At 55.8% G+C, this 20,174-nt stretch carries 11 protein-coding genes; all 11 read right to left on the reverse strand.

Annotated features, from left to right (window positions below; translation table 11 throughout):
* Window positions 1–84 precede the first annotated feature (84 nt).
* The 11 genes from Tam1G_RS12020 to Tam1G_RS07945 all read right to left on the reverse strand — a co-directional run bounded on the left by Tam1G_RS12020 (window position 85) and on the right by Tam1G_RS07945 (window position 20,146).
* Complete coding sequence (locus tag Tam1G_RS12020) at window positions 85–216, reverse strand: hypothetical protein (RefSeq protein WP_272945240.1); 132 nt, start codon at window positions 214–216, stop codon at window positions 85–87.
* A gap of 261 nt (window positions 217–477) precedes the next feature.
* Window positions 478–1,131 (reverse strand): peptide deformylase, encoded by a 654-nt coding sequence (locus tag Tam1G_RS07900; protein ID WP_101626111.1) that lies wholly within the window; start codon window positions 1,129–1,131, stop codon window positions 478–480.
* A 37-nt stretch (window positions 1,132–1,168) separates the two neighbouring features.
* Window positions 1,169–2,557, reverse strand: a complete 1,389-nt coding sequence (gene glmM, locus Tam1G_RS07905) for a phosphoglucosamine mutase (RefSeq protein ID WP_033889526.1) — start codon at window positions 2,555–2,557, stop codon at window positions 1,169–1,171.
* Between the two features lie 140 nt (window positions 2,558–2,697).
* Complete coding sequence (locus tag Tam1G_RS07910) at window positions 2,698–3,591, reverse strand: sulfite exporter TauE/SafE family protein (RefSeq protein WP_101626112.1); 894 nt, start codon at window positions 3,589–3,591, stop codon at window positions 2,698–2,700.
* Between the two features lie 173 nt (window positions 3,592–3,764).
* Window positions 3,765–6,374 carry an aminopeptidase N gene (pepN, locus tag Tam1G_RS07915; RefSeq protein ID WP_101626113.1) on the reverse strand — a complete coding sequence of 870 codons (2,610 nt, stop codon included), beginning with the start codon at window positions 6,372–6,374 and terminating at the stop codon, window positions 3,765–3,767.
* A 146-nt stretch (window positions 6,375–6,520) separates the two neighbouring features.
* Window positions 6,521–8,368: a ribonuclease J gene (locus Tam1G_RS07920; RefSeq protein ID WP_033889522.1), complete on the reverse strand. Its 1,848-nt coding sequence runs from the start codon at window positions 8,366–8,368 to the stop codon at window positions 6,521–6,523.
* 83 nt (window positions 8,369–8,451) lie between these two features.
* Window positions 8,452–9,357 carry a 4-hydroxy-tetrahydrodipicolinate synthase gene (gene dapA / locus Tam1G_RS07925; protein WP_033889750.1) on the reverse strand — a complete coding sequence of 302 codons (906 nt, stop codon included), beginning with the start codon at window positions 9,355–9,357 and terminating at the stop codon, window positions 8,452–8,454.
* A gap of 139 nt (window positions 9,358–9,496) precedes the next feature.
* Window positions 9,497–10,252, reverse strand: coding sequence for a 4-hydroxy-tetrahydrodipicolinate reductase (dapB, locus tag Tam1G_RS07930; RefSeq protein ID WP_101626114.1), 756 nt, complete (start codon window positions 10,250–10,252; stop codon window positions 9,497–9,499).
* Window positions 10,253–10,484: 232 nt separating this feature from the next.
* Window positions 10,485–11,855, reverse strand: coding sequence for an MFS transporter (locus tag Tam1G_RS07935; RefSeq protein WP_101626115.1), 1,371 nt, complete (start codon window positions 11,853–11,855; stop codon window positions 10,485–10,487).
* A 186-nt stretch (window positions 11,856–12,041) separates the two neighbouring features.
* Window positions 12,042–15,995 (reverse strand): ATP-dependent DNA helicase, encoded by a 3,954-nt coding sequence (locus tag Tam1G_RS07940; protein ID WP_101626116.1) that lies wholly within the window; start codon window positions 15,993–15,995, stop codon window positions 12,042–12,044.
* Window positions 15,992–20,146, reverse strand: coding sequence for a PD-(D/E)XK nuclease family protein (locus tag Tam1G_RS07945; protein ID WP_101626117.1), 4,155 nt, complete (start codon window positions 20,144–20,146; stop codon window positions 15,992–15,994). Before Tam1G_RS07945 ends, Tam1G_RS07940 begins: the two co-directional genes overlap by 4 nt.
* Window positions 20,147–20,174 lie beyond the last annotated feature (28 nt).

Consider the following 20,174-nt stretch of genomic DNA (forward strand, 5'->3'; position numbering starts at 1 on the left):
GCTTGTTGTGTTCCGCTGACCGCGCAATTCGAATCATTAGGCATCAGACGTGAAAGCCGCAAGCACGAATGCGCACAGGCAGCGTCAAAGTCCAGCGTAAATTGCCGGGATAACCAGGGAGCCAAGCATGGCCACAGCTATGACAACGCACACCACGCGCACCATAGTGCGGCGGCGGTTCTCACGCTGCTGACGGCTGTCCTGATACTCACTCACGAGGTCAGAAGTATAAACGAATCCTCAGACCTGTCGAGGAATCCAACATCACCCTATCAACGCATAATTGTGCAGCTTTGCATACAGAGTATTCATGGTCTCAATCGCACACCACTTTGTGCCGATGCCCATTCACCCTTGGCTGTAGGTTTTTCAACGTTGACTGTAGGAAATTGAACGAAAAACGTTCAAAACCCTACAGCAGTGTTCAAAAACCTACAGTCATGGCGATCATGGTGATGTTGAGGTAGGGTGATCGGTTTACAGCGCGAAACCGAGCTCTTCGGCGGCCTCGGTGGGCACTGGGTCGTTGCACCAGTAGTCCTCGAGGTTCTCGTAGGTGGTCAACGAGCGAATCTCCGCGCGATCAATGTAGAGTTCGCCGCTCAAATGATCGGTTTCATGCTGGAAAATACGTGCCGGCCAACCATGCAGACGCTCCTTGTGACGGTTGCCGTCCTCGTCATCCCATTCAGCATCGATATCAAGCCAACGCTTGCGCACAGCCTGGTAGCCATCAAAGCTCAGGCAGCCCTCATAGAAGGATGCGGTCTTGTCGCTGGCGGGCGTGTACTTGGGGTTGATGATCACATGGAAGGGGAATTCCGCGATTTCACGCGGATCGTCCTCATCGTCACGTACATGATCCTCGACCACAGCAAGCGCCAGGCCAAGACCAATCTGGGTGGCGGCAAGACCCACGCCCGGAGCTTCGAGCATCGTGGTGTGCATCGTGTCGATGAGCTTGTCCAGCGTGCGCTTGGAGAGCTGGCCATTGTAGGCCATAGTCTGTTGGCGCAGTACCGGTTCGCCGGCCTGCACAATGGGCAGAATCTTCTCCTTGCCGCCGGTTTTGATGAGCTGCTCAACGATACGGTTGAGTTCGAGATCGACTTTGGTGCTCTTTCCAAACATACGGGTTCCTTTTGCGGGATTTCCTTTGCGGAAGGGACTACTTCAGTGCAAGCTCTTCGGCCACGATCTTGGCCAGACGCGTGCACACTTCGTCGGCATAAGCCTGGGTGGCAGCCTCGGCCATCACGCGCACGAGCGGCTCGGTGCCGGAGGGGCGCAGCAGCACGCGGCCGGAATCGCCGAGCAGCTCTTCTTCGTGAGCCACGGCCTCCTGAATGCGCTTGTTGGTGGAAGCTGCCTTCTTGTCCACGTTCGGCACGTTGATCAGGGTTTGCGGCAGCTGCGGGAAGTCGGCGGCAAGTTCCTTCAAGCTCTTGCCGGACTTGACGACTTCGTTGCACAGGGTCAGCGCGGTCAGAGTGCCGTCGCCGGTGGTGGCGAATTCGCGGTTGATCACATGGCCGGACTGTTCACCGCCGAGCGAGTAATCACCCTTGAGCATTTCCTCGAGCACGTAACGATCGCCCACGGAGGTCTCCACGGTCTTGATGCCCATATCTTTCAGGGCGAGTTTCAGGCCAAGGTTGCTCATCACGGTGACCACGAGCGTATCGTGCTTGAGCTTGCCTTCGCGCTTCTTGGCGCGGGCCAGGATGCCCATGATCTGATCGCCGTTGACCATATTGCCGTCTTCGTCCACGGCAAGGCAGCGATCGGCATCGCCATCGAAGGCAACACCCATTACGGCATCGGTGGCCTTGACCATCGCCTGCAGCTGTTCAGGATGAGTGGAGCCGGCATTCTTGTTGATGTTGTAGCCGTCCGGGGATGCGTTAATCACAATTACATCGGCACCAGCGCGGCGCAGAGCCTCAGGAGCCACCACGGAAGTGGCGCCGTTGGCGCAATCGGCCACAATCTTCAAGCCCTTCAGCGGCTTCGGCTGGGTTTGATCGTCGTTAAGCGGAGCGATGGTGGAGACCAGATGGTCGATGTACAGGTTGGTAGCCGTGGTCTGATCGTGGCTCACGCGGCCCACGCCGGCACCGGTCGGACGCTCCCAATCCTGGCCAAGCACAGCCTCGATTTCGTCTTCCTTCTGATCAGGCAGCTTGAAGCCGCCACGGGCGAAGAACTTGATGCCATTGTCCGGCATCGGATTGTGGGATGCGGAAATCACGGCGCCCATTTCCACATTGAGCACGCTGGTCAGGTAAGCCACGCCCGGAGTGGGGATAATGCCAGCGTCAATCACGTCAAAACCACCGGCAGACATGCCTGCAGCAAGCGCAGAAGCCAGAAAATCGCCGGAAACTCGGGTATCGCGACCCACGAGCGCACGGCGACGGCCCTCAGGCTGGTCATCCTTTGTGCCAGCGTCGCCCAGCACACGCACAGCCGCATCTCCCAAATCAAGTGCCAAGCGCGCGGTCAAATCCTTGTTGGCTAGTCCTCGAACACCATCAGTTCCAAACATTTTCGGCATACTATTGCATCCTTCACTTGAGCGGTCTGATACCGTCTCGTTCTATAACGAGCACTATGGTAATCGGCTCAGCGCACGATGTCATACTGATTGACACATTGCTGCTCAATTCGGTTGCATTTGCTCGCGATAATCACGCTTCAGTAAGTCTTGAGCGCCAAATCGATGGTGAGCACGATGCCGGCGACCACGGCGGCGGCACGCATAATATTCGCGGGTATCTTGCGGGTGATGGGAGGAGCGATGTAGCCACCGATGAAGCAGCCGATGCACAGCATGATGGCAGCTGGCCAATCAACTGCACCGCGCACAATGAACACCACGGATGCGGTAATGTTCGCACCGGTACCAATCAGGGTTTTCAGTGCGTTGATTTTGTGGAATGGTCCGATTTTAGCGGCATCGAGTACGGCGAGCGCGCAAGTGCCAGCGCCAGCACCAAAGTAGCCGGAATAGATGGCCACGGCCCACACGCCGATCCACACCCACCACGAGTCTTTGTTCATTGGCTGCACAGGCTGGTCAACGGGAAGTCTGGCCGCGCGGTCCTCGGCCTTGTGCTGTTCAGCAATCGGTTCTGTTTGAGTGGCTTGCTCGGCGGCATTCATATGGTTCAGTTGGGCTGCAGCATCAGCGGCCGCCTGCTTGGCCTGCATGCGTCCGCGAGGATTGACTGCAATGATGAGCGAGCTGAACAGAATCAGCGCGGGAGCCGCAAATTCAAAGACTTTCGGATCAAGTTCCAGCAGCAAATATGCGCCGATCACACCACCGATAGCACCAATGGCCACATAGGTGATAACGCGCAAAGTCTGGCCTTTCAGCTCACGATGCGCCCCCATCACGCCGCCAATGCCCGTACCGACCACACCGACCGTATTCGAAGCGTTAGCAAGCACTGGCGGGATGCCGAACGCAAGCAACGCCGGGTAAGAAACCAGCGAGGATGCGCCTACCGCATATCCCACGAATCCGGCTCCAATACCGGCGAGCAGAATCAGCAATAGTGAGAGTATGGAAAAACCCGCAATCATCCTCGTATCCTTCGCTTGTTCAGGCCGGCGCATTGCCAGCCTTGAGCGAGGATACGCTGTTGAGGATTGCTTGCGGGTTTTCTTTTGGTATGTGGACTGCTGCTCTGGGGCAGCTCCCCTCAGTCGCCTTGGCGACGGCTCCCCTCAGAGAGGGGAGCTAGGCGAAAACACAATCACAGGGCTGCGTTGTAGTCGCGAACCTTAAGGGTGCGGTGCGAGGAGGCCACATTCTCGACGATCAGACGCTTCAGGGCGTTGTCGGCAGCGAAGTGCTCCTCAAGCCATGCGTCACCCAGCTTGGTGAGGGTGGCCGGGTCGGCGTAACCCGGGTAGAGACCGTTGAGCAGGGCTTCGGCCATGTGGTAGGTCTTGTTGGCCCAAATCCAGTCCACGGTCTCAAAGTACTTGGCTGCGAATGGCTCGGCCAGCTCCGTGTTCGGAGTGGCGGAGAAGCCACGAGCCACGGCTTCCAGCTGGGAATTGGTCAACTCAGCGTTATTGAGCGCCTGATCCCAAGCCCATTCCTTGGCTTCGGTGGTCGGTCGTGCGGCGCGGGCACCGAGTGCGAACTCACGGTTGACAATCGAATCCTTCTTGGCCAGCTGAGCCTCAACCTCGTCATCGCTCAACGCATTAACGGAAGTGAGGGACTGGATGATGGTCCAGGTGAAGTTGTTGTCAATCTCCAGACCAGGCAGGCTCACCGTGCCGTCGAGCAGGCCGCGAGCGTTGGCAGCGAATGCCTCATCGCCTTCCTCACCGTAACCGAGGTATGCGGTGATGAGCTGGAACTGGTTGTCGGAACCGGCTTCGGCGGCGTTGGCCAACTTCCAAAGCTCAGCGGCCACGTGGCACAGCACTTCCTCACGGCGGGCCGGTGCCACATAGTGGTGGGCGGTGGTGCTCATGCAAGCCAGAGCGTAACGGAACGTGGTGGACTCGGTCTCGGTGGCCAGCAGGCGCAGGGTCATGTCCACGAAGCGCTCGGCCGGGAATTCGCCATCGCGGGTCATATCCCAGAAGGCCAGCCAGGTCACGGCGCGAGCCAGTGCATCATCGAAACGGTGCAGGTTGGCTTCGGCGAAAGCCTGGGATTCGGCATCGAAACGAATCTTCGTGTAGGTCAGATCATCATCGTTGATGAGGATCAGAGCCGGACGCTGCTTACCTGCGGCAGCCTCCACAATGGTGGTCTCGCCATCCACATCAAGTTCGATCTGCTCGGTACGCACGATCTTGCCAGTGGTTTCATCTTCGTTGTAGAAGCCGATGGCCAGACGATGCGGGCGCAGCACCGGATGCTCTTCGGAAGCGGTCTGGGTGAGCTTGAGCTCGGCAATGGTACCATTGGCGGCTTCGGCTACCGAGGCGGCGATGGTGTTGATACCGGATTCCTCAAGCCACTTGGCACTCCATGCCTTCAGGTCACGGCCGGAGGTCTTCTCCAGCTCGCCCAGCAGGTCAGCCAGGGTGGCGTTGGAGTAGGCGTGACGGTTGAGGTAGCTGTTGATGCCCTTGAAGAACTGTTCGCGGCCCACGTAGAAGGCCAGCTGCTTCAGCACGGAAGCGCCCTTAGCGTAGGTGATGCCGTCGAAGTTAACGTAGGTATCGTTCAAATCATTGATCGGGGCCACAATCGGGTGCGTGGTCGGCAGCTGATCCTGACGCAGGGCCCAGCTCTTCTCGCCGGAGCAGAAGGTAGCCCATGCATCGTGCCATTCGGTGGCTTCAGCGGTGGCCAGCGTGGAGGTGAATTCAGCGAAGGACTCGTTGAGCCACAGGTCGTTCCACCACTTCATGGTCACGTAGTCGCCGAACCACATGTGGGCGAGCTCGTGCAGCACGGTTACCACGCGGCGTTCGGCCAGAGCATCGGTCACCTTGGATTCGAACACGTAGGAGTCGCGGATGGTGACCATGCCGATGTTCTCCATAGCGCCGGCGTTGTATTCCGGCACGTAAATCTGGTCGTACTTGGCGTACGGGTACGGCACACCCCAAGTCTTGGCGTAGAAGGCGAAGCCCTTCTTGGTGATGTCGAACAAGTAGTCCACGTCCTTGGCGAATGCCTCGGCAAGGGACTGGCGGCAGTACTGGGCCATCGGCACAATGCGGCCGTCTTCGTTGTGGTATTCGGTGTGCCATTCGGCGTACGGGCCAGCGCAGATGGCAGTCAGGTAGGAGCTCATGACCGGGGTCGGCTCGAAGATCCACAGGCGGCTGGATTCGTTCGGCTTTTCTTCCAGAGTACCGTCAAGGGTTTCGCGCACATCATCTTCGACGCTGGCGGCAGGCATATTGGAGGTGACAATCCAGCTCTTCGGAGCAAGCACCTTGAAGTCAAAAGTGGCCTTCAGGTCAGGCTGGTCGAACACGGCGTAGACACGGCGGGCGTCCGGAACTTCGAACTGAGAGTAGAGGTACACGTTACCATCGGAAGGATCGACCGAGCGGTGCAGGCCTTCACCGGTGTTGGAGTAACGGCACAACGCGGTGACGGTGACCTCGTTCTTGGCCTTCAGGTGGTTGAGCTCGATGCGGCTGTCCTTGTATGCAGTAGCCGGATCAAGCGATTCGCCATTGAGTTCGATGGCGGTCACTTCGTCGGCAATCAAATCAAGGAAAGTGGAGGATCCTTCCTCGGCATTGAAGCAAATCAGAGCTTTGGAACCAAAGTTCTTCGGGCCCACGGTCAGGTCAAGGTCCACATGATAGTGAATCGGTGCTTCGACTACGGCCTTGCGTTCTTCGGCCTCAACACGGGTCAGGTTCGATCCGGGCATAGTGTTCCTTTCATACAAAAACCTCCCGGCTGGCGGGAGGTGGCGCGGTGCGCCGGAATGGCATAACGACTTTTTAAGTAAAGGTTATATACGACTGTAGCGGGTCAGGGGTATTACTCCACCTGACCCGCTACTTTCAGCGTTGCTCAGTGCTGATCCGCGATTTCGACATCCTGAGCGATATCGGCAACAACCGGCACAATCATCGGCTTGCGATGCAGCTGGCGAGCAACCCAGCTGCCCAGCGTGCGACGCATGATCTGCTGCAGCTTGTAGGTGTCGCGGGTGCCCTGCATCAGGGCATCATTCAGCTGTTCGACAATCTGGTGACGTACCTTGTCGAATTCGCTTTCGTCTTCGGCCACGGCATTCAGGTAGATCTTCGGGCCGGTAACCACTTCACGATTATCGGTATCCACCACCACGAATGCGGAAACAAAGCCTTCAGTGCCGAGGATGCGGCGCTTCTCAAGCTCATCATCGGTCAGCTCGCCAACGGAATCGCCATCGACGTACACGTAACCACATGGCACAGAGCCAACCACCGCGGCCTTGCCGTGGTAGAGGTCCACCACGTCGCCGTCTTCCGCAAGCACCACGTTCTGCGGGTCGACGCCGGTCTTGACGGCAATCAGGCCGTTGGCCACCAGATGACGGTTCTCACCGTGGATAGGCATGGCGCACTTCGGCTTGACGATGTTGTACATGTACAGCAGCTCGCCTTCGTTGCAGTGGCCGGAAACATGCACGGCAGCATTATCGCGGTTCACTACCTTGGCACCAAGCTGAACAAGCTTGTTGATTACCTTGTAGACGCCATGCTCGTTGCCCGGAATCAGGGAGCTGGCGAGAATCACCGTGTCGAACTCGTTGATGTGAATATCGCGGTGATTGCCGTCGGCGATGCGGCCGAGTGCTGCCATCGGCTCGCCCTGGGAACCGGTGCACATGTAGACAAGCTTGTCGTCCTGAATATCATTGGCCTGCTTCAGGTCCACAACCGTGCCTTCAGGAATATGCAGGTAGCCAAGATCGGCGGCAATAGACATGTTGCGCACCATCGAACGACCGACGAACACAACCTTGCGGCCGTACTTGTGGGCGGCATCCACCACCTGCTGCACACGGTGCACATGGGAGGAGAAGCTGGCCACGATAATCTTGCGGGTAGCTTGAGCGAATGCCTGATCCAATGCCGGGCCAATGGAGGTTTCCGGCTTCACGAAGCCCGGAACCTCAGCGTTGGTGGAATCCATCATCAGCAGGTCCACACCCTTTTCGCCGATCTTGCCGAATTCCACAAGATCGGTGATGCGATGGTCGAGTGGCAGCTGGTCGAGCTTGATATCGCCAGTGTCAATCAGTGAGCCAGCCGGAGTCTTGACATATACGGCCAAAGCATCCGGGATGGAGTGGGTCACGTTGATGAATTCAAGGTCGAATGGACCCACCTTGAGCTTTTCACGACCGGAGACCTCCACCTTGGTGGGGTTCTGATGATGTTCCTTGCACTTGGCATCAACAAAGGCAAGGGTCAGCTTGGAGCCGATCAGCGGAATATCCGGGCGCAACTTCAGCAGATACGGCACACCGCCGATATGATCCTCATGACCGTGGGTCAGTACCAAAGCATCGACCCTGTCCAGACGATCCTTGATGTAGCTGAAATCGGGCAGAATCAAATCAACGCCCGGCTGCTCTTCTTCAGGGAAAAGCACGCCACAATCGATGAGCAGAAGGTGACCGTTGTATTCGATCACGTTCATGTTGCGGCCGATTTCACCCAGACCACCAAGCGGCGTGATGCGCATGGAACCCTTACGGTACTTCGGAGGCGCAATCAGCACGGCATCCTGCTGAGGTGCGGTAGGTGCCTGATTAATCTTGCGGGACTGGTTGTTGCGGCTACCGGCACCCTTGGCTCCCTTGCGAGAAGAGGAGCCGCGGCGCCGAGAGTTATTGTTCTTTGTTGTCTTCTTTTGTTCTTGTGCCATATCTTCTTGGATTATTTCTGTTGTTTGTGCTTCTGCTCTGTCATGCAGAAGCGGCGGGCTGGCAACCCGTGTACAGCAGCTGCTTACAGCAGTCCAGCGGCGCGCATGCCCTCTTCTGCCTTATCAAGCTGAGCGGCATCCGGACCGATATTGGGCAGGCGCATAGTGGTGGAAGGAATATATCCCTTGACCTTGAGCGCAGCCTTGGCCATGACAGCCTGGTAGCCGTCACCGTTCAGAGCATGGACGAGAGGGGCAAGCTGATTGGCAAGACGACGGGCAGTGGTGATATCGCCACGATCGAATGCCTGAACAAGCTGCTGCATGGGGTTGGATGCAACGTGGGCAATCACGGAAATGATGCCAACTGCACCGATGGAGAGGAACGGCAGGAAGAGACCATCATCGCCGGAATACCAGGCGAGACCAGTGCGCTGCTGCTTCTCCACTGCGGCTGCAAGATCGCCGGTGGCGTCCTTGACGGCCTTGACGTGTTCGAGTTCGGCCAGACGGTCGTAGGTTTCCACCTTGACCTTCAGACCGGTACGGCCGGGGACATCGTATACGATGATCGGCTTTTCGGCGGATTCATCGACGGCCTTGTAGTGGCCGACGATTCCGTCCTGCGAGGGGCGGGAATAGTAGGGCATGACGACGAGCACCGCGTCGGCACCGGCTTCCTGAGTCTGCTCAACCATGCGCACGGTATGAGCGGTGTCGTTGGAACCAGCTCCGGAAATCACCGGAACATCCACTGCTTCCTTGACGGCCTTAACCAGTTCGACCTTTTCTTCCATGTGAGTTACAGGCGATTCGCCGGTAGTGCCATTAACTACCAGGCCATCTGCACCATCGGCGACGAGGTGCTTGGCGAGCTTGACCGCCGCGTCAAAATCAACGCTGCCATCTGCCTTCATAGGGGTAACCATTGCCGGCAGAATTCGGCCGAAAGGCGCAGGGTCAAGAAGATGCATGTCATGCTCGCTCATAATGTTCACCGTACTTCCCATTGTGGACGCTTCTGTAATGTAGAGAAACGTACGTTTGTGTGTGATGGATGTAATTGGTATGTGTGATTGATAATTGATATGTGATTTGTCTGGATCCTTTTAAGATCACAGGCGTGCATCACAGGTCAAGGAATTGATCAAGGCCCACGGTCAGACCCGCCGGAGCGTCGCCGGCCAGCTTGCGTACGGCCAGCAGAACGCCTGGCATGAAGCTGGTTCGATCGAAGCTATCGGCGCGAATGGTCAACTGCTCTCCAGCATTGCCGAACAGCACTTCCTCGTGGGCATTCAGGCCACGCAGACGTACGGCATGTACGTGGATGCCGTCAATTACCTGGCCGCGGGAGCCACCATCGGTTTCGGTGGCGTCCGGCACAGGAGCCATGCCGGCTGCCTTGCGAGCTTCGGCAATACCGCGTGCGGTGTGGATGGCGGTGCCGGAAGGAGCGTCCACCTTGGTCGGGTGGTGCAGCTCGATGACTTCGGCAGATTCGAAGTACTTGGCGGCCTTGGTGGCGAAGTAGTCGGCCAGCACAGCGGAAATGGCAAAGTTCGGCGCGATGAACACCTTCTGCGTTTCCGGCTTCGGCCCTTGGGCGATGGCGGCCTTGACCTGAGCGAGCTTCTCATCGGTCCAACCGGTGGTGCCCACCACCACGTCCACGCCTTGTCCGATCAGCGTCAGTACATTATTGAGGCTCACGCTTGGCACCGTGAATTCCACCACCACATCAGTGTTGGCGGGAGTGATCTGGGTCAAATCATCGCCGGCGTCCAATGCGAGCGCGAGTTCGGTATCTTCGGCATTGTTGACGGCTTCGACCACATGAGAGCCCATACGTCCCTTGGCACCGACCACGGAAACCTTAATCATGATTGTCCTGCTTCCACTGCGCGTTGACATGCTGGCCGCCCAGCGTACCGAGCGCCATCTCGTCATCCATTTCCATACTTTTCTTAGGCGTTGCGGTGCTCATGCAATCATGTATTTCATGCGCATGAGCATCATCATGCACGCCGTTGAATCGGCAAACAGATTATCACTCTGCCGTATGCAGTCCAATGAAATGTCCATGAACTACGAGTCATGGCTGATGTGTGTTGCCTCAGGCACGGCGTTTGGCGAGCCACCATCCACACAGGGCGATGGGCACTGCCGCCAGAGTGAAGAGGAACGGCAGCATCATGCCGATATGAGGACCTGCTGAATCCAAAGCGATTCCGGCTACCGAGGAACCGATTGACGTGCCCACAGTACCTGCTGTGGTGACCCAGCTGAGACCTTCCGTCAACGATTCGGCCGGCACAAGATCCTTGACGATCAAGTTACCAGTGGCGAACAGTGGCGAAACCGTCAAACCGGTCAGAATCTCCACGATTCCCAACAGGATGAGATTATCCATCGTCAGGCGGAAGAACACATACCCTACCGTGAGCAGCGCAAGGAACATCACCATATGCGCCCAGTGCGAACCTTTGAGCTGGCGGGAGCCGAACACTAATGCGCCTACGCATGAGCCAACGGCGAACATGGCCAGCTGAACACCCAGGAAGGGCTCCAGCTCCATAGCTTTCATTGTTGCGGTGATTGACACGTCGAACGACGTGAAGCTCATGTTAAAGACGATGAACACCGCCAATAATGGCAGCACACCGGCGTACAACAGCACACTCTTAGGCTTGGGCGCATGGGTTTTCAACTGTCGCAGCGTCAACTGGTCGGCGGCATTCGCAACTCCCGATGCAGCTGTTGCGCTTGCCGTCTCTGCTGACGAGCCGATGCCGTCACGCCGTTCCGCTGTGCGAACCGGTACATCGATTTCTTGCACAATAATGTTCGGCTGAGTGGATTTCAGAGAGAAGAATATCGTTCCACCAATGCCACAAGCCAATGTAGGTACGAAAAGTTGCGAAACCGGATGCACTGAGGTGGCGAGCCAGGCCGCCAGGATCGGCCCAAGAATGAATACGATCTCATCAATGGCTGCTTCCATAGCGTAGGCGGTATTGAGCAGCTGATCACCATCTTCCACCGTGCGTAATGCATATGCCCAACGCGTTCTGACTAATGCACCGAACGAAAACTGCGTGAGTCCCATGATGATGGCGAGCACAAATAACACCGCTATCGGCACGCGGATCAGAGCCGCAAAGGCGAACGACAACATAGCGATTATCTGCACGGCGAGTGCAATGCGGCCGACTCGAGCTTGCCCGAAACGGTCGAATGCCCTGGCATAAAACGGCGTAACGCAGGACATGGCAAGCACATAGACGGCGCTCATGGTGCCGGCTATGGTCCAATTGTCATACAGATGGTTTAATGCCAAGACAATGCCGAGACTCATCATGGAGATCGGCAAACGAGCCACCGCACCGGAAATGCAGAAAGCTTTAGCCCCTGATAATGCGAACAGCCTCCGATATGGGGAGGGGTGGGCAGCATACGACTTGGTACCAACACGAGTCGTAGACACAATGTACTCCTTACTGGTAATTCGTCCGGCATGTGCGCCCGCCCACACATGCCTTCCGAGGGTAGCGGCCCCTGAGCAACGTCACGCGGTGCGTTTCTCCCGCGGACAGGCACCTTGATGTTCAACGGTCGAAACACACTATGTTCGACGTGTCTTCATGGCACCCAGTCATAAGCGCTGGTGCGCTTAGTCGTTGTCAGATTGTTCAGGGATTCCGGAGCTCAACTCGGTAAGGATTTCCTGTTTATTTTTGCCGCGAGCATGAATCTCACGCAAGCCTTCCTTGGGCTCACTGACATAGTAAAGGGTAGCGTCGATACTCTCCAGCTCTACTCCTTCCACTACAGATAGCAGCAGGCGATACATGTCCAACTGTGCTAATTTTCGTTCGACTTCTTCTGGCTTGATAGGACGTTTACCGGTTTTCCAATCAACTACGGTGAACTGTTTGGACGTATCCTCCAAGTTCAGCCCTCCAGCGAAGACGGCATCCAGTTTGCCGTTGACAATGCCAATCCCGGGAACGTTCACCACGATGGAGCGTTCGGCCCATATCGGCACACGCTGCGCCCAATGTGACTGGGCAAGCCGCTTAGCCCATATCGGCAGATGTCCTTCTTCCGGAACAGCTACTCCCCTATATTCATCGCCGTATTGACCCGTGTACTCATCCAAGTATGTGCCAGTCTCAAGCGATAGCCCATGCTCCGACCGTCCCATTGGATTGCCGGCATTCACAAAACGCTCCGCCCAATCATGAAAACGGGTGCCCTCCTGCGCCGCTGGTGAGGAGATGCGCGGCACCGGGCGTACAACGTAACGCCAATAATCGCGCTCTTCACGCTCACTCATGCCACCAACGCGAGCCTGCAAACCGGTAACGTTTTGTCTACCCGCAGCAAGAATACGCTGCGCCTTCGCTTTCACCATGTCGTCGAGGATGGCACTGCTTTCATCACTGCTCATCAAATCGGCATCATCGGCTAGAAGTTGCGCGCGTTGAGAGAGCGGACCGCAAATCAACGTTGCGGTTTTGCCGCTGGCCGTCAGAGTCTGTTCGGCTTTGGCAATGGCCTGATGGACAGAGTCAACACCGTGGTTCAGTCGCTGACGAATATCCGGACTCAATAATGAAGGCCACCACAAATCATTGTTTTCCGCTCCATGTTCCAATGGTGTGCGCCAAGCGTCGGCTACCACAGCTTCACAATATTCGCGGGCCGCATCTCCCGCAAAGAATCCTTGAGGCGCTGCAATAGCATCACCCTGTTGAGTAACAAGCACCGCCTTGTCTTCCAGCTGAGACACGCATTGTTCCGCACTTACTGCATGTGGGTGTGCATGTAAGGCATCATGAACTTCCATCCAGAAGTTGGAAGGAGCGGACTTTTTTGCGCCTTTCTTCACGGCGGATGGATCTCTGCTGGGTGCATTCGCATGCACGCTATAGGTCATCAACACATCATTGCGGGCTCGGGTGAGCGCCACATATGCCAGTCTGCGCTCGTCGGCATGCAGTCTGCGACCATACTCTTCTGTCTGAGTCAGGTACCAGGCGCTACGATCGGAGTCTTCCACGCCATCTCCGATATCACGCAATGATCCAAATGCTTCATCATCGATGGCTTCCACACCTTCCAATGATTGAAGCGCGGCAATAGGGTCGGCGTTGATATCAGCATCGTGAGGGAAACGGGGCAATATGTCGGCATCAGCTCGCATTGGTGCCGGTACCGCTATGGGCTTGGTAAGCCACGAATTCGCTGTTTCGTGATATTCGGGAGCCTGCCATTGGCCTTGTTCCATGCCGCCTTCGTGACCTTCCTCCAACGTCACGGTAAGATGATCGCCCTGGTTGCTAGGGAATCCTCCCTGCGTCATGCCCACGACCGCCACAGCATCCCATTCAAGTCCTTTGGACTGGTGCACGGTCATGAGTTCCACGTCTACTGGAGCGTCCGGCAAATTGGCCGCCTCATCTTGCACACTGCTCAGATAATCGGTCCAGGCCATGAAACCGCGTAGCGTCGGCGTTTGATCGGCGGCAATTTCTTGCGCGTAGGTATCGACCAAATCCACGATGGAATTCATTGGCATTCGGGCAACGGTCGGGTCAAGACGCCCGTCTCCTCGCACGGCATGAGCCACGACAGTGTCAATATCGAGGTTCAGCGCCTCAATGGCCACGCGAACCACTTCCGCCAACGGACGCCCAACGGCATGCTGTACCTGCTGCACAGCCTGCGCGGCTTGCATAACGCCTTGTTGGCCATGTTTGCTTAATCGGCCCAAATTTGAGGCAAGATCATCATGCAATAGCAAATCGGGAACGAACACCGCATTGGCAACTTGGTCTCGATGTTCACGCACTACTGCTGCCTGTTGTGACGCAGGAGTGTCAGCAGAAACCAATCCAGCTTCCACTAGCGCCCTGAATCGCTGTTGAGTGTTGAGCTCTTCGGCAATTCGCGCCAATGCCGTCAAATCAGCCGCAGAGAGATTGAACCGCGGAGTTGCCAGCAAACGCATAAGCGCCTGTGTATCCGTCCGGTCCGATGCCACATGCAGCAACGCCATGATGTCGCGTATTTCCGGGCGTTCCAGTAAAGCGGAATACCCTACTACAAATGTGGTCAAACCTGCCTGTTCAAGCGCTTCTTGATACAACGGCATCGGTATTTTGGATCGGAACAATACGGCCACATGCGCTTGATCATGTTCATGCTGGCCGTATTGTCGCACCGCATGCTTGCAAAACCGCACTACCGCATCGATTTCCTGTCCGCCTGTCTCGAAACCAAGCACGCCAAGCGTGCCTTCCGGAGCGTTATCTAATGCTTGAAGTGACGAAACATCGACTTCCCGCATCAGTGAGCTTGAGGGGCGCGAGGGCCGGGAACGCAAAGGCAACGTCAAGTCATTAGCAGCTTCGAGCACAATCCGGCTATTTCGTCGGGTAACAGATAATGGGAATGGACGCGATTCGGATGGCATATGGAAGTCATGCTGGAACATGCGGAAAGCGCCAGGGCTGGCACCTCGCCAAGCATAAATTGACTGGAACGGGTCACCCACGGCATTGACGGCGCATCGATGGTCATCATCTGGGTGGAATAGCGCCGCAATGAGGGCAGCCTGCGTAGTGGAAGTGTCTTGATACTCGTCCAGCAACACATGACTGTATCTGCGCCTCGTCTGCTCCCCGATGGAAGGGAAACGCTCAATCAACTGATAGGCGGCAATGGTGAAATCAGAAAATTCCGCCATGTTCCGTTCTCTTTTGGCTTGCGTATACGCGCGCACTAACTGCAGCAATACTTCACGCTTACGTGTTGCGGCGAGCAGTTCGCCACACCGGTAGACGCATAATGCATGCATTTCCTCAGCTCGAGTATCCAGTTTGGCTTGCCAGCTGGCATCAGTATCTTTTTTAGTCTTACTGATGTTATGAACCTTGGGCTCACTATCAGGTATCGATTCCTCTTCAAGGTTCTTATTCAATACGTCAATGAAGGCGGCATCCCATCGGCTTACCCGATTCATGGCGTCCTCGAAATCGGTGCATCCCGCGCCGATCATGGCGCTGCCAATAGCTCCGGATAATTTGATGACTTGCTCTGCCACCGTGGTAAGCGCACCTAAGTCTTCACTGAACACCAAGTCCATGTGCTGGTCGATGACTTCGATGGCAAGCTGCAGTGCACTGGCTTCGCTTAATGGCTGCGTATTCTGATCGAAGCCGACCAGCAGGCCATATTGTCTTACCAATGTTTGGAAAAATGCGTCATAGGTGAAAATCGCGGGCTTGAAAAAAGCATGGTCCCATGACGTGCCAGCATGATTGGCGCGAGACACATTCCCTGCCAGATCGGGTGAACTGCCAGGTGAAGCATGTGTCTGCTGACTGCCGGTATCTCCCACTGCGGCCGAAACTCGGTCAAGTAGTTCTCCTGCGGCTTTGCGCGTGAACGTCAGACCAAGGATACGTTCAGGAGCTACACCCCGGTGAATTAGGGCGATAATGCGTTGAGTCATGGTAAAGGTCTTGCCGGAGCCAGCTCCGGCAACCACCAGTACATCTTCATTCGCAGGAGCATCGATAATGACCGCCTGCTCTGGACTTGGGGTAAAAGCGCTCATGCCTGCCTCGTTTCAAATACGGTGTCCACCTGACCTGCGCACGCTGGGCATACGTGCTTCATTCGGCAGTATTCAACGTGCGTGGATTGCGGATGCGCATCCAGTTTTGCTGACCGACTAGCTGCAGCGGCATAGAATACACGCGAAATCATGGTGAGCGACCACATAGCTTGGGTGCCCGCCAGACTCAGGAATTGCCGCCATGCCTCCTCGCTTACCCCATGCGGCTTATGTTCCGGCGCAAGCACAGGCATATCGTAGAACTTGTCTGGCTTGGTGTAGAAGTATCGTGGGTCGAAAGGTTCAGCATTAAGACTTCCATCAGTAAATAATGGCGGCTGGAAGGCACCTTCAGGCGCTCGGCTTGCCGCAGGAGACGCATTCTTCGCAACATGGAACAACATGCTTTGCCCTATTGTTGGAGCTTTACGCAACGCGGCTTCTCCACGGGAACCCTGCTCCGGGAATATCAGCCCCAATTGGTAGCACACCAGCTGAAGATCGTTGAAAACCTGTTTGAGAACCGGCACAGCACCAGTTTTATAGTCAATCAGTCGAATATTGCTGCTTCCATCCGCAAGAATTCGATGTTCTACACGGTCCATGCGTCCGGAAAGCCGCACGATCAGGTTCTCGCACATGCCCTCAGGCCATCCTCCAACCAGCATTCCCATCAACTCCAGCAATGTGGAGCAATCGATAGGAGCTACGCCGGGAATAGCATTGTATGCCGCGAGAATATCGTTCAAATCAAATCGAGCAGCAAACTGCAGCTCGCAATCGACCTGATGCAATGCACCAATATTGAATTTACCGAAGTTTTTCCCAAGGTATGATTCCTCCGCGGATGTCACGAAATAATCAGCGATGTTATGCAACATATCCGCAGCGGCATCATCCTTACGCGTAGCTTGATACCGTTCTCGCGTATCAGCCACCGCATTGGGATCAGGTCGTTTATCTTCATATAGCGCCATCAGCCTGTCGCTAACCGTCTGAATCCGCTGTTCCCTACTTGAAGAAGCATCCAAGCCCAAAGCCTGAAGCGCCCGCTCATCGACGCCAAGACGGTCCAGATGCTCTTCGCTTCCCTGTTGAGCTACAGCGTGAATCAACGTACCAAACCCAGCATTCACCGACCCTGGTTGTGGGCCGGCAAATTGATGCTCCAACAGCCAGCACACGGGGCATGCCCATAATCCATCGACCGCCGAAGGAGATAGCGTAACCACCGGCATGTTTTCTGTTGCAGTTGCAGCAGCCGCACGCTCATCTTCTGGTTCATTCATGTCCGAATCGCCTTGGGCGGTAAACGCCCAATTGTCGGGATGAGCGACTTCAATGCCGTGCGCGGCCAATATGCCCAAAGCTGTAGCCGCATCATGCTCCTGAGACGCATGCTCTGATTCACAAACAAGTGAGGCGCGTGCCGCAGCCACTAAATCTCGTGGAGAACCATCCAATCCGGCACATGCAGCGGTATCCGAATCTTCCGTCTCGCCGGCTTGCCCACTTTCGCTATAACCCACTGAAGTAAAAGTCGCTTCTTGCTTGTTGCGGGAATAATGTTCCGGCAAATAACCAAACAGGAAGTCCGAGGGACTTGCATCATCATTCCAGACCGCGCTGAGATACACCTGCTTGGATGCTCTAGTTAATGAAACCAAGAAGCTTTTCTTCTCACTGGAAAGTACCGACACGAATCGCGGATCGTGACCTTGCTCATCAACACTCGCCAACGTTCCTCGAAGTACCAGTTCCGCAAGCTCTTCCCCGCCGAACATGGTGTTGCGCCCGGCAAGATTAGGCCATACGTCTTGTTCAATCTCAACAATCCACACATATGGCCAATGGCGGCCGGCTGCACCTGCCGGAGTGGTCAGACTTACCGCATCTTCTACCGGACCAACATGCGCCAGAGAGTCTGCCTGAACCTGCATATTACGTACTTGAGTGATGAAACCCACGATGCTGTTGCTGGCAGTAGCATCTTCAGCGAATTGGAATAATCGCATAACCGCGTCCAGCCTGTCATTGGAGGCTCGACCATCCGGTGTGTTCGCGAGCGCTATCTTCTGCCATGCCGACGCGACACCTACGGCTTGCCAAGCAATGGACAATGCATTGCTTGGCATATCGCGCTGGTCTTCTGGCAGTGAACGCAACCCTTCGCTGACGCGATCGACAAGATTCCATAGATTCATGAAAGCCTGCGCCTGCACATCGTTGCCCAATACGGCATGTATCGAAGCAAGTACCTGCTGGGCCGAAGCCGAGCTCTCATCCAAAGCGAGCATGACATAGAGCGCATCAACGCCAAATGCAAGTTCCTTATGAGAGTCGGCATCCACAAGGGCGTCGTCAACGTCAACCGTCAATTCAGCATGCTGCGCAATAGCATCCTCTGCCGAATCCGCCATGCACTGAGAGTCAGCAAGTTCGCTCAGCGCATGCCATCCTTGCATTAATGCGAATAACGCGCCTTCATCGCCGGAGACGGTTGATAATGATTCCAAAGCGTTCATGGCGGATTCAATTGGCGCCAGACGCGCGGTTCCACCCTGCCCGGGTTTCTTCCCCGAAGTAATCAAAGGACCGTTCATCAAGGTTCTCACCCGCGCACGCACATATGAGGCTATCTGGGCCAGCGTCATATTGCAATGGTTGATGCCATTCACACGAAGAAGGGCAAGTTCAACAAGAGCAAACAACCCTTGAATACAGGGCTCATCTTTAAGAGGCCGAGTGACTGATGAATACCGGACCGGCACTCCATCGCGACGAAGACGTTCGCCAAATACTCGCACAGTGGCGTTGTCGTGCGCGATGACCGCCATATCATTCCATCGAACATGCTGGTCAAGGTGGGCTCGTTTGATACGCCACACCACGTCATCCAGTTCTTCGCGCGAGGAACGGTATAAACCGGAAAGCACCGAATCATCCTTTGCGGATATTTGCATCCCCGAACGTAAAGCCGCGGTCAGCTTGCCCGGTCGTTTCGCGGGAGGGAGTTCTTCCTCTTCCTCAGACGAAATGGACAGCGATACTCGCGAAGCCACCACATGCGCATAATCCGCCGTCTTTCCTGGCTCGCCTGCGTTTTGAGTTCCTAGAGGAACCACGGCAGCGTTCAACGGCCCCGAACAAGCACGGCGCATAAGATACTCAGGATAGGATCCTCGGAAGGTCTGCACTGCTTCGTCCGGATTGCCAACCAATACAACTGCCGTGCCGGACTGATGCAATTCCTCAAGAAAACGCATGCCAGCCAAAGTGATATCTTGAGCGTCATCCACCACAATAAGCCGCGGCAGAGTCGGAAGCTCCAAATCTGATTCCGTTCGCATTGGCCCATCTTGCGCCAAATCGTTCCTATTTACACGGATTTCCTGCACTTCACGCGCACCGGCTACTAATAAATACGACGCGTCCAAACGATATTGGTCAGCATATGTTTCGACTTGCGCGCGAATATATTCAGCGCGCAGAGCAAAAGCCAGACGCCATTGCACCGATAAGCGTGAGTCGGCGGCAACCGACTGTATCAATGATGGTTCCTCGCGCGGGCCAACACCGAGTTCATCCAATCGCGCAAGCATATCTCTCAACTGACTGATGAACGCATCCGAAATGCCTCTCGCCATGATTTCTGCGCTGGTGGAACCTCCCGCGACAGAACCGCTAGGATCCATAATCAACGATGCCCATTGAGACTGCGCGAAATATTCACTGAGAAGTAGGCATGTTACACATTCATCGCCCGCTATCACATGACTCATATGAACAGCCATGACCTGCCTGAGCAACATATCCTGTTCGGCACCATTCAGCAAACGCGGAGCAGGTAAATTACGCGAAGAACGAGATGCCGCAATCACGCGAAACGCCACCGCTCCTAATGTGGTGACCGGTCTCGCTTGGGTTGAGAACCCTCGCTCGCGAATTACGCGATTGCCCAACTGATCGGCTGCAATACGTCCTGACACCGTCATTACGGCGTGAGCATCGCCATACCTGCGCAATCCTTCCAGCAATAGCGCCAATGCATATTCCGTTTTCCCGGCACCGGGCACACCAATGACCAGCCTCGCCGCACCATCGCGCTCGATGCCGTCCAACAGTAATGAAGGGTTCACGTTCTTACTCATGATTCAAGACTAAGCCCCATTATTCACT

The sequence above is a fragment of the Bifidobacterium imperatoris genome (genome assembly GCF_002860405.1).
GTDB classification, from domain to species: Bacteria; Actinomycetota; Actinomycetes; order Actinomycetales; family Bifidobacteriaceae; genus Bifidobacterium; species Bifidobacterium imperatoris.

Excerpts from the sequence above, each read along its gene's own strand:
- Tam1G_RS07910 (WP_101626112.1), bottom strand. The coding sequence starts at position 3,591 with ATGATTGCGGGTTTTTCCATACTCTCACTATTGCTGATTCTGCTCGCC.
- Tam1G_RS07940 (WP_101626116.1), bottom strand. The coding sequence starts at position 15,995 with ATGAGCGCTTTTACCCCAAGTCCAGAGCAGGCGGTCATTATCGATGCT.
- Tam1G_RS07920 (WP_033889522.1), bottom strand. The coding sequence starts at position 8,368 with ATGGCACAAGAACAAAAGAAGACAACAAAGAACAATAACTCTCGGCGC.
- pepN (WP_101626113.1), bottom strand. The coding sequence starts at position 6,374 with ATGCCCGGATCGAACCTGACCCGTGTTGAGGCCGAAGAACGCAAGGCC.
- glmM (WP_033889526.1), bottom strand. The coding sequence starts at position 2,557 with ATGCCGAAAATGTTTGGAACTGATGGTGTTCGAGGACTAGCCAACAAG.
- Tam1G_RS07900 (WP_101626111.1), bottom strand. The coding sequence starts at position 1,131 with ATGTTTGGAAAGAGCACCAAAGTCGATCTCGAACTCAACCGTATCGTT.
- dapB (WP_101626114.1), bottom strand. The coding sequence starts at position 10,252 with ATGATTAAGGTTTCCGTGGTCGGTGCCAAGGGACGTATGGGCTCTCAT.
- Tam1G_RS07945 (WP_101626117.1), bottom strand. The coding sequence starts at position 20,146 with ATGAGTAAGAACGTGAACCCTTCATTACTGTTGGACGGCATCGAGCGC.
- dapA (WP_033889750.1), bottom strand. The coding sequence starts at position 9,357 with ATGAGCGAGCATGACATGCATCTTCTTGACCCTGCGCCTTTCGGCCGA.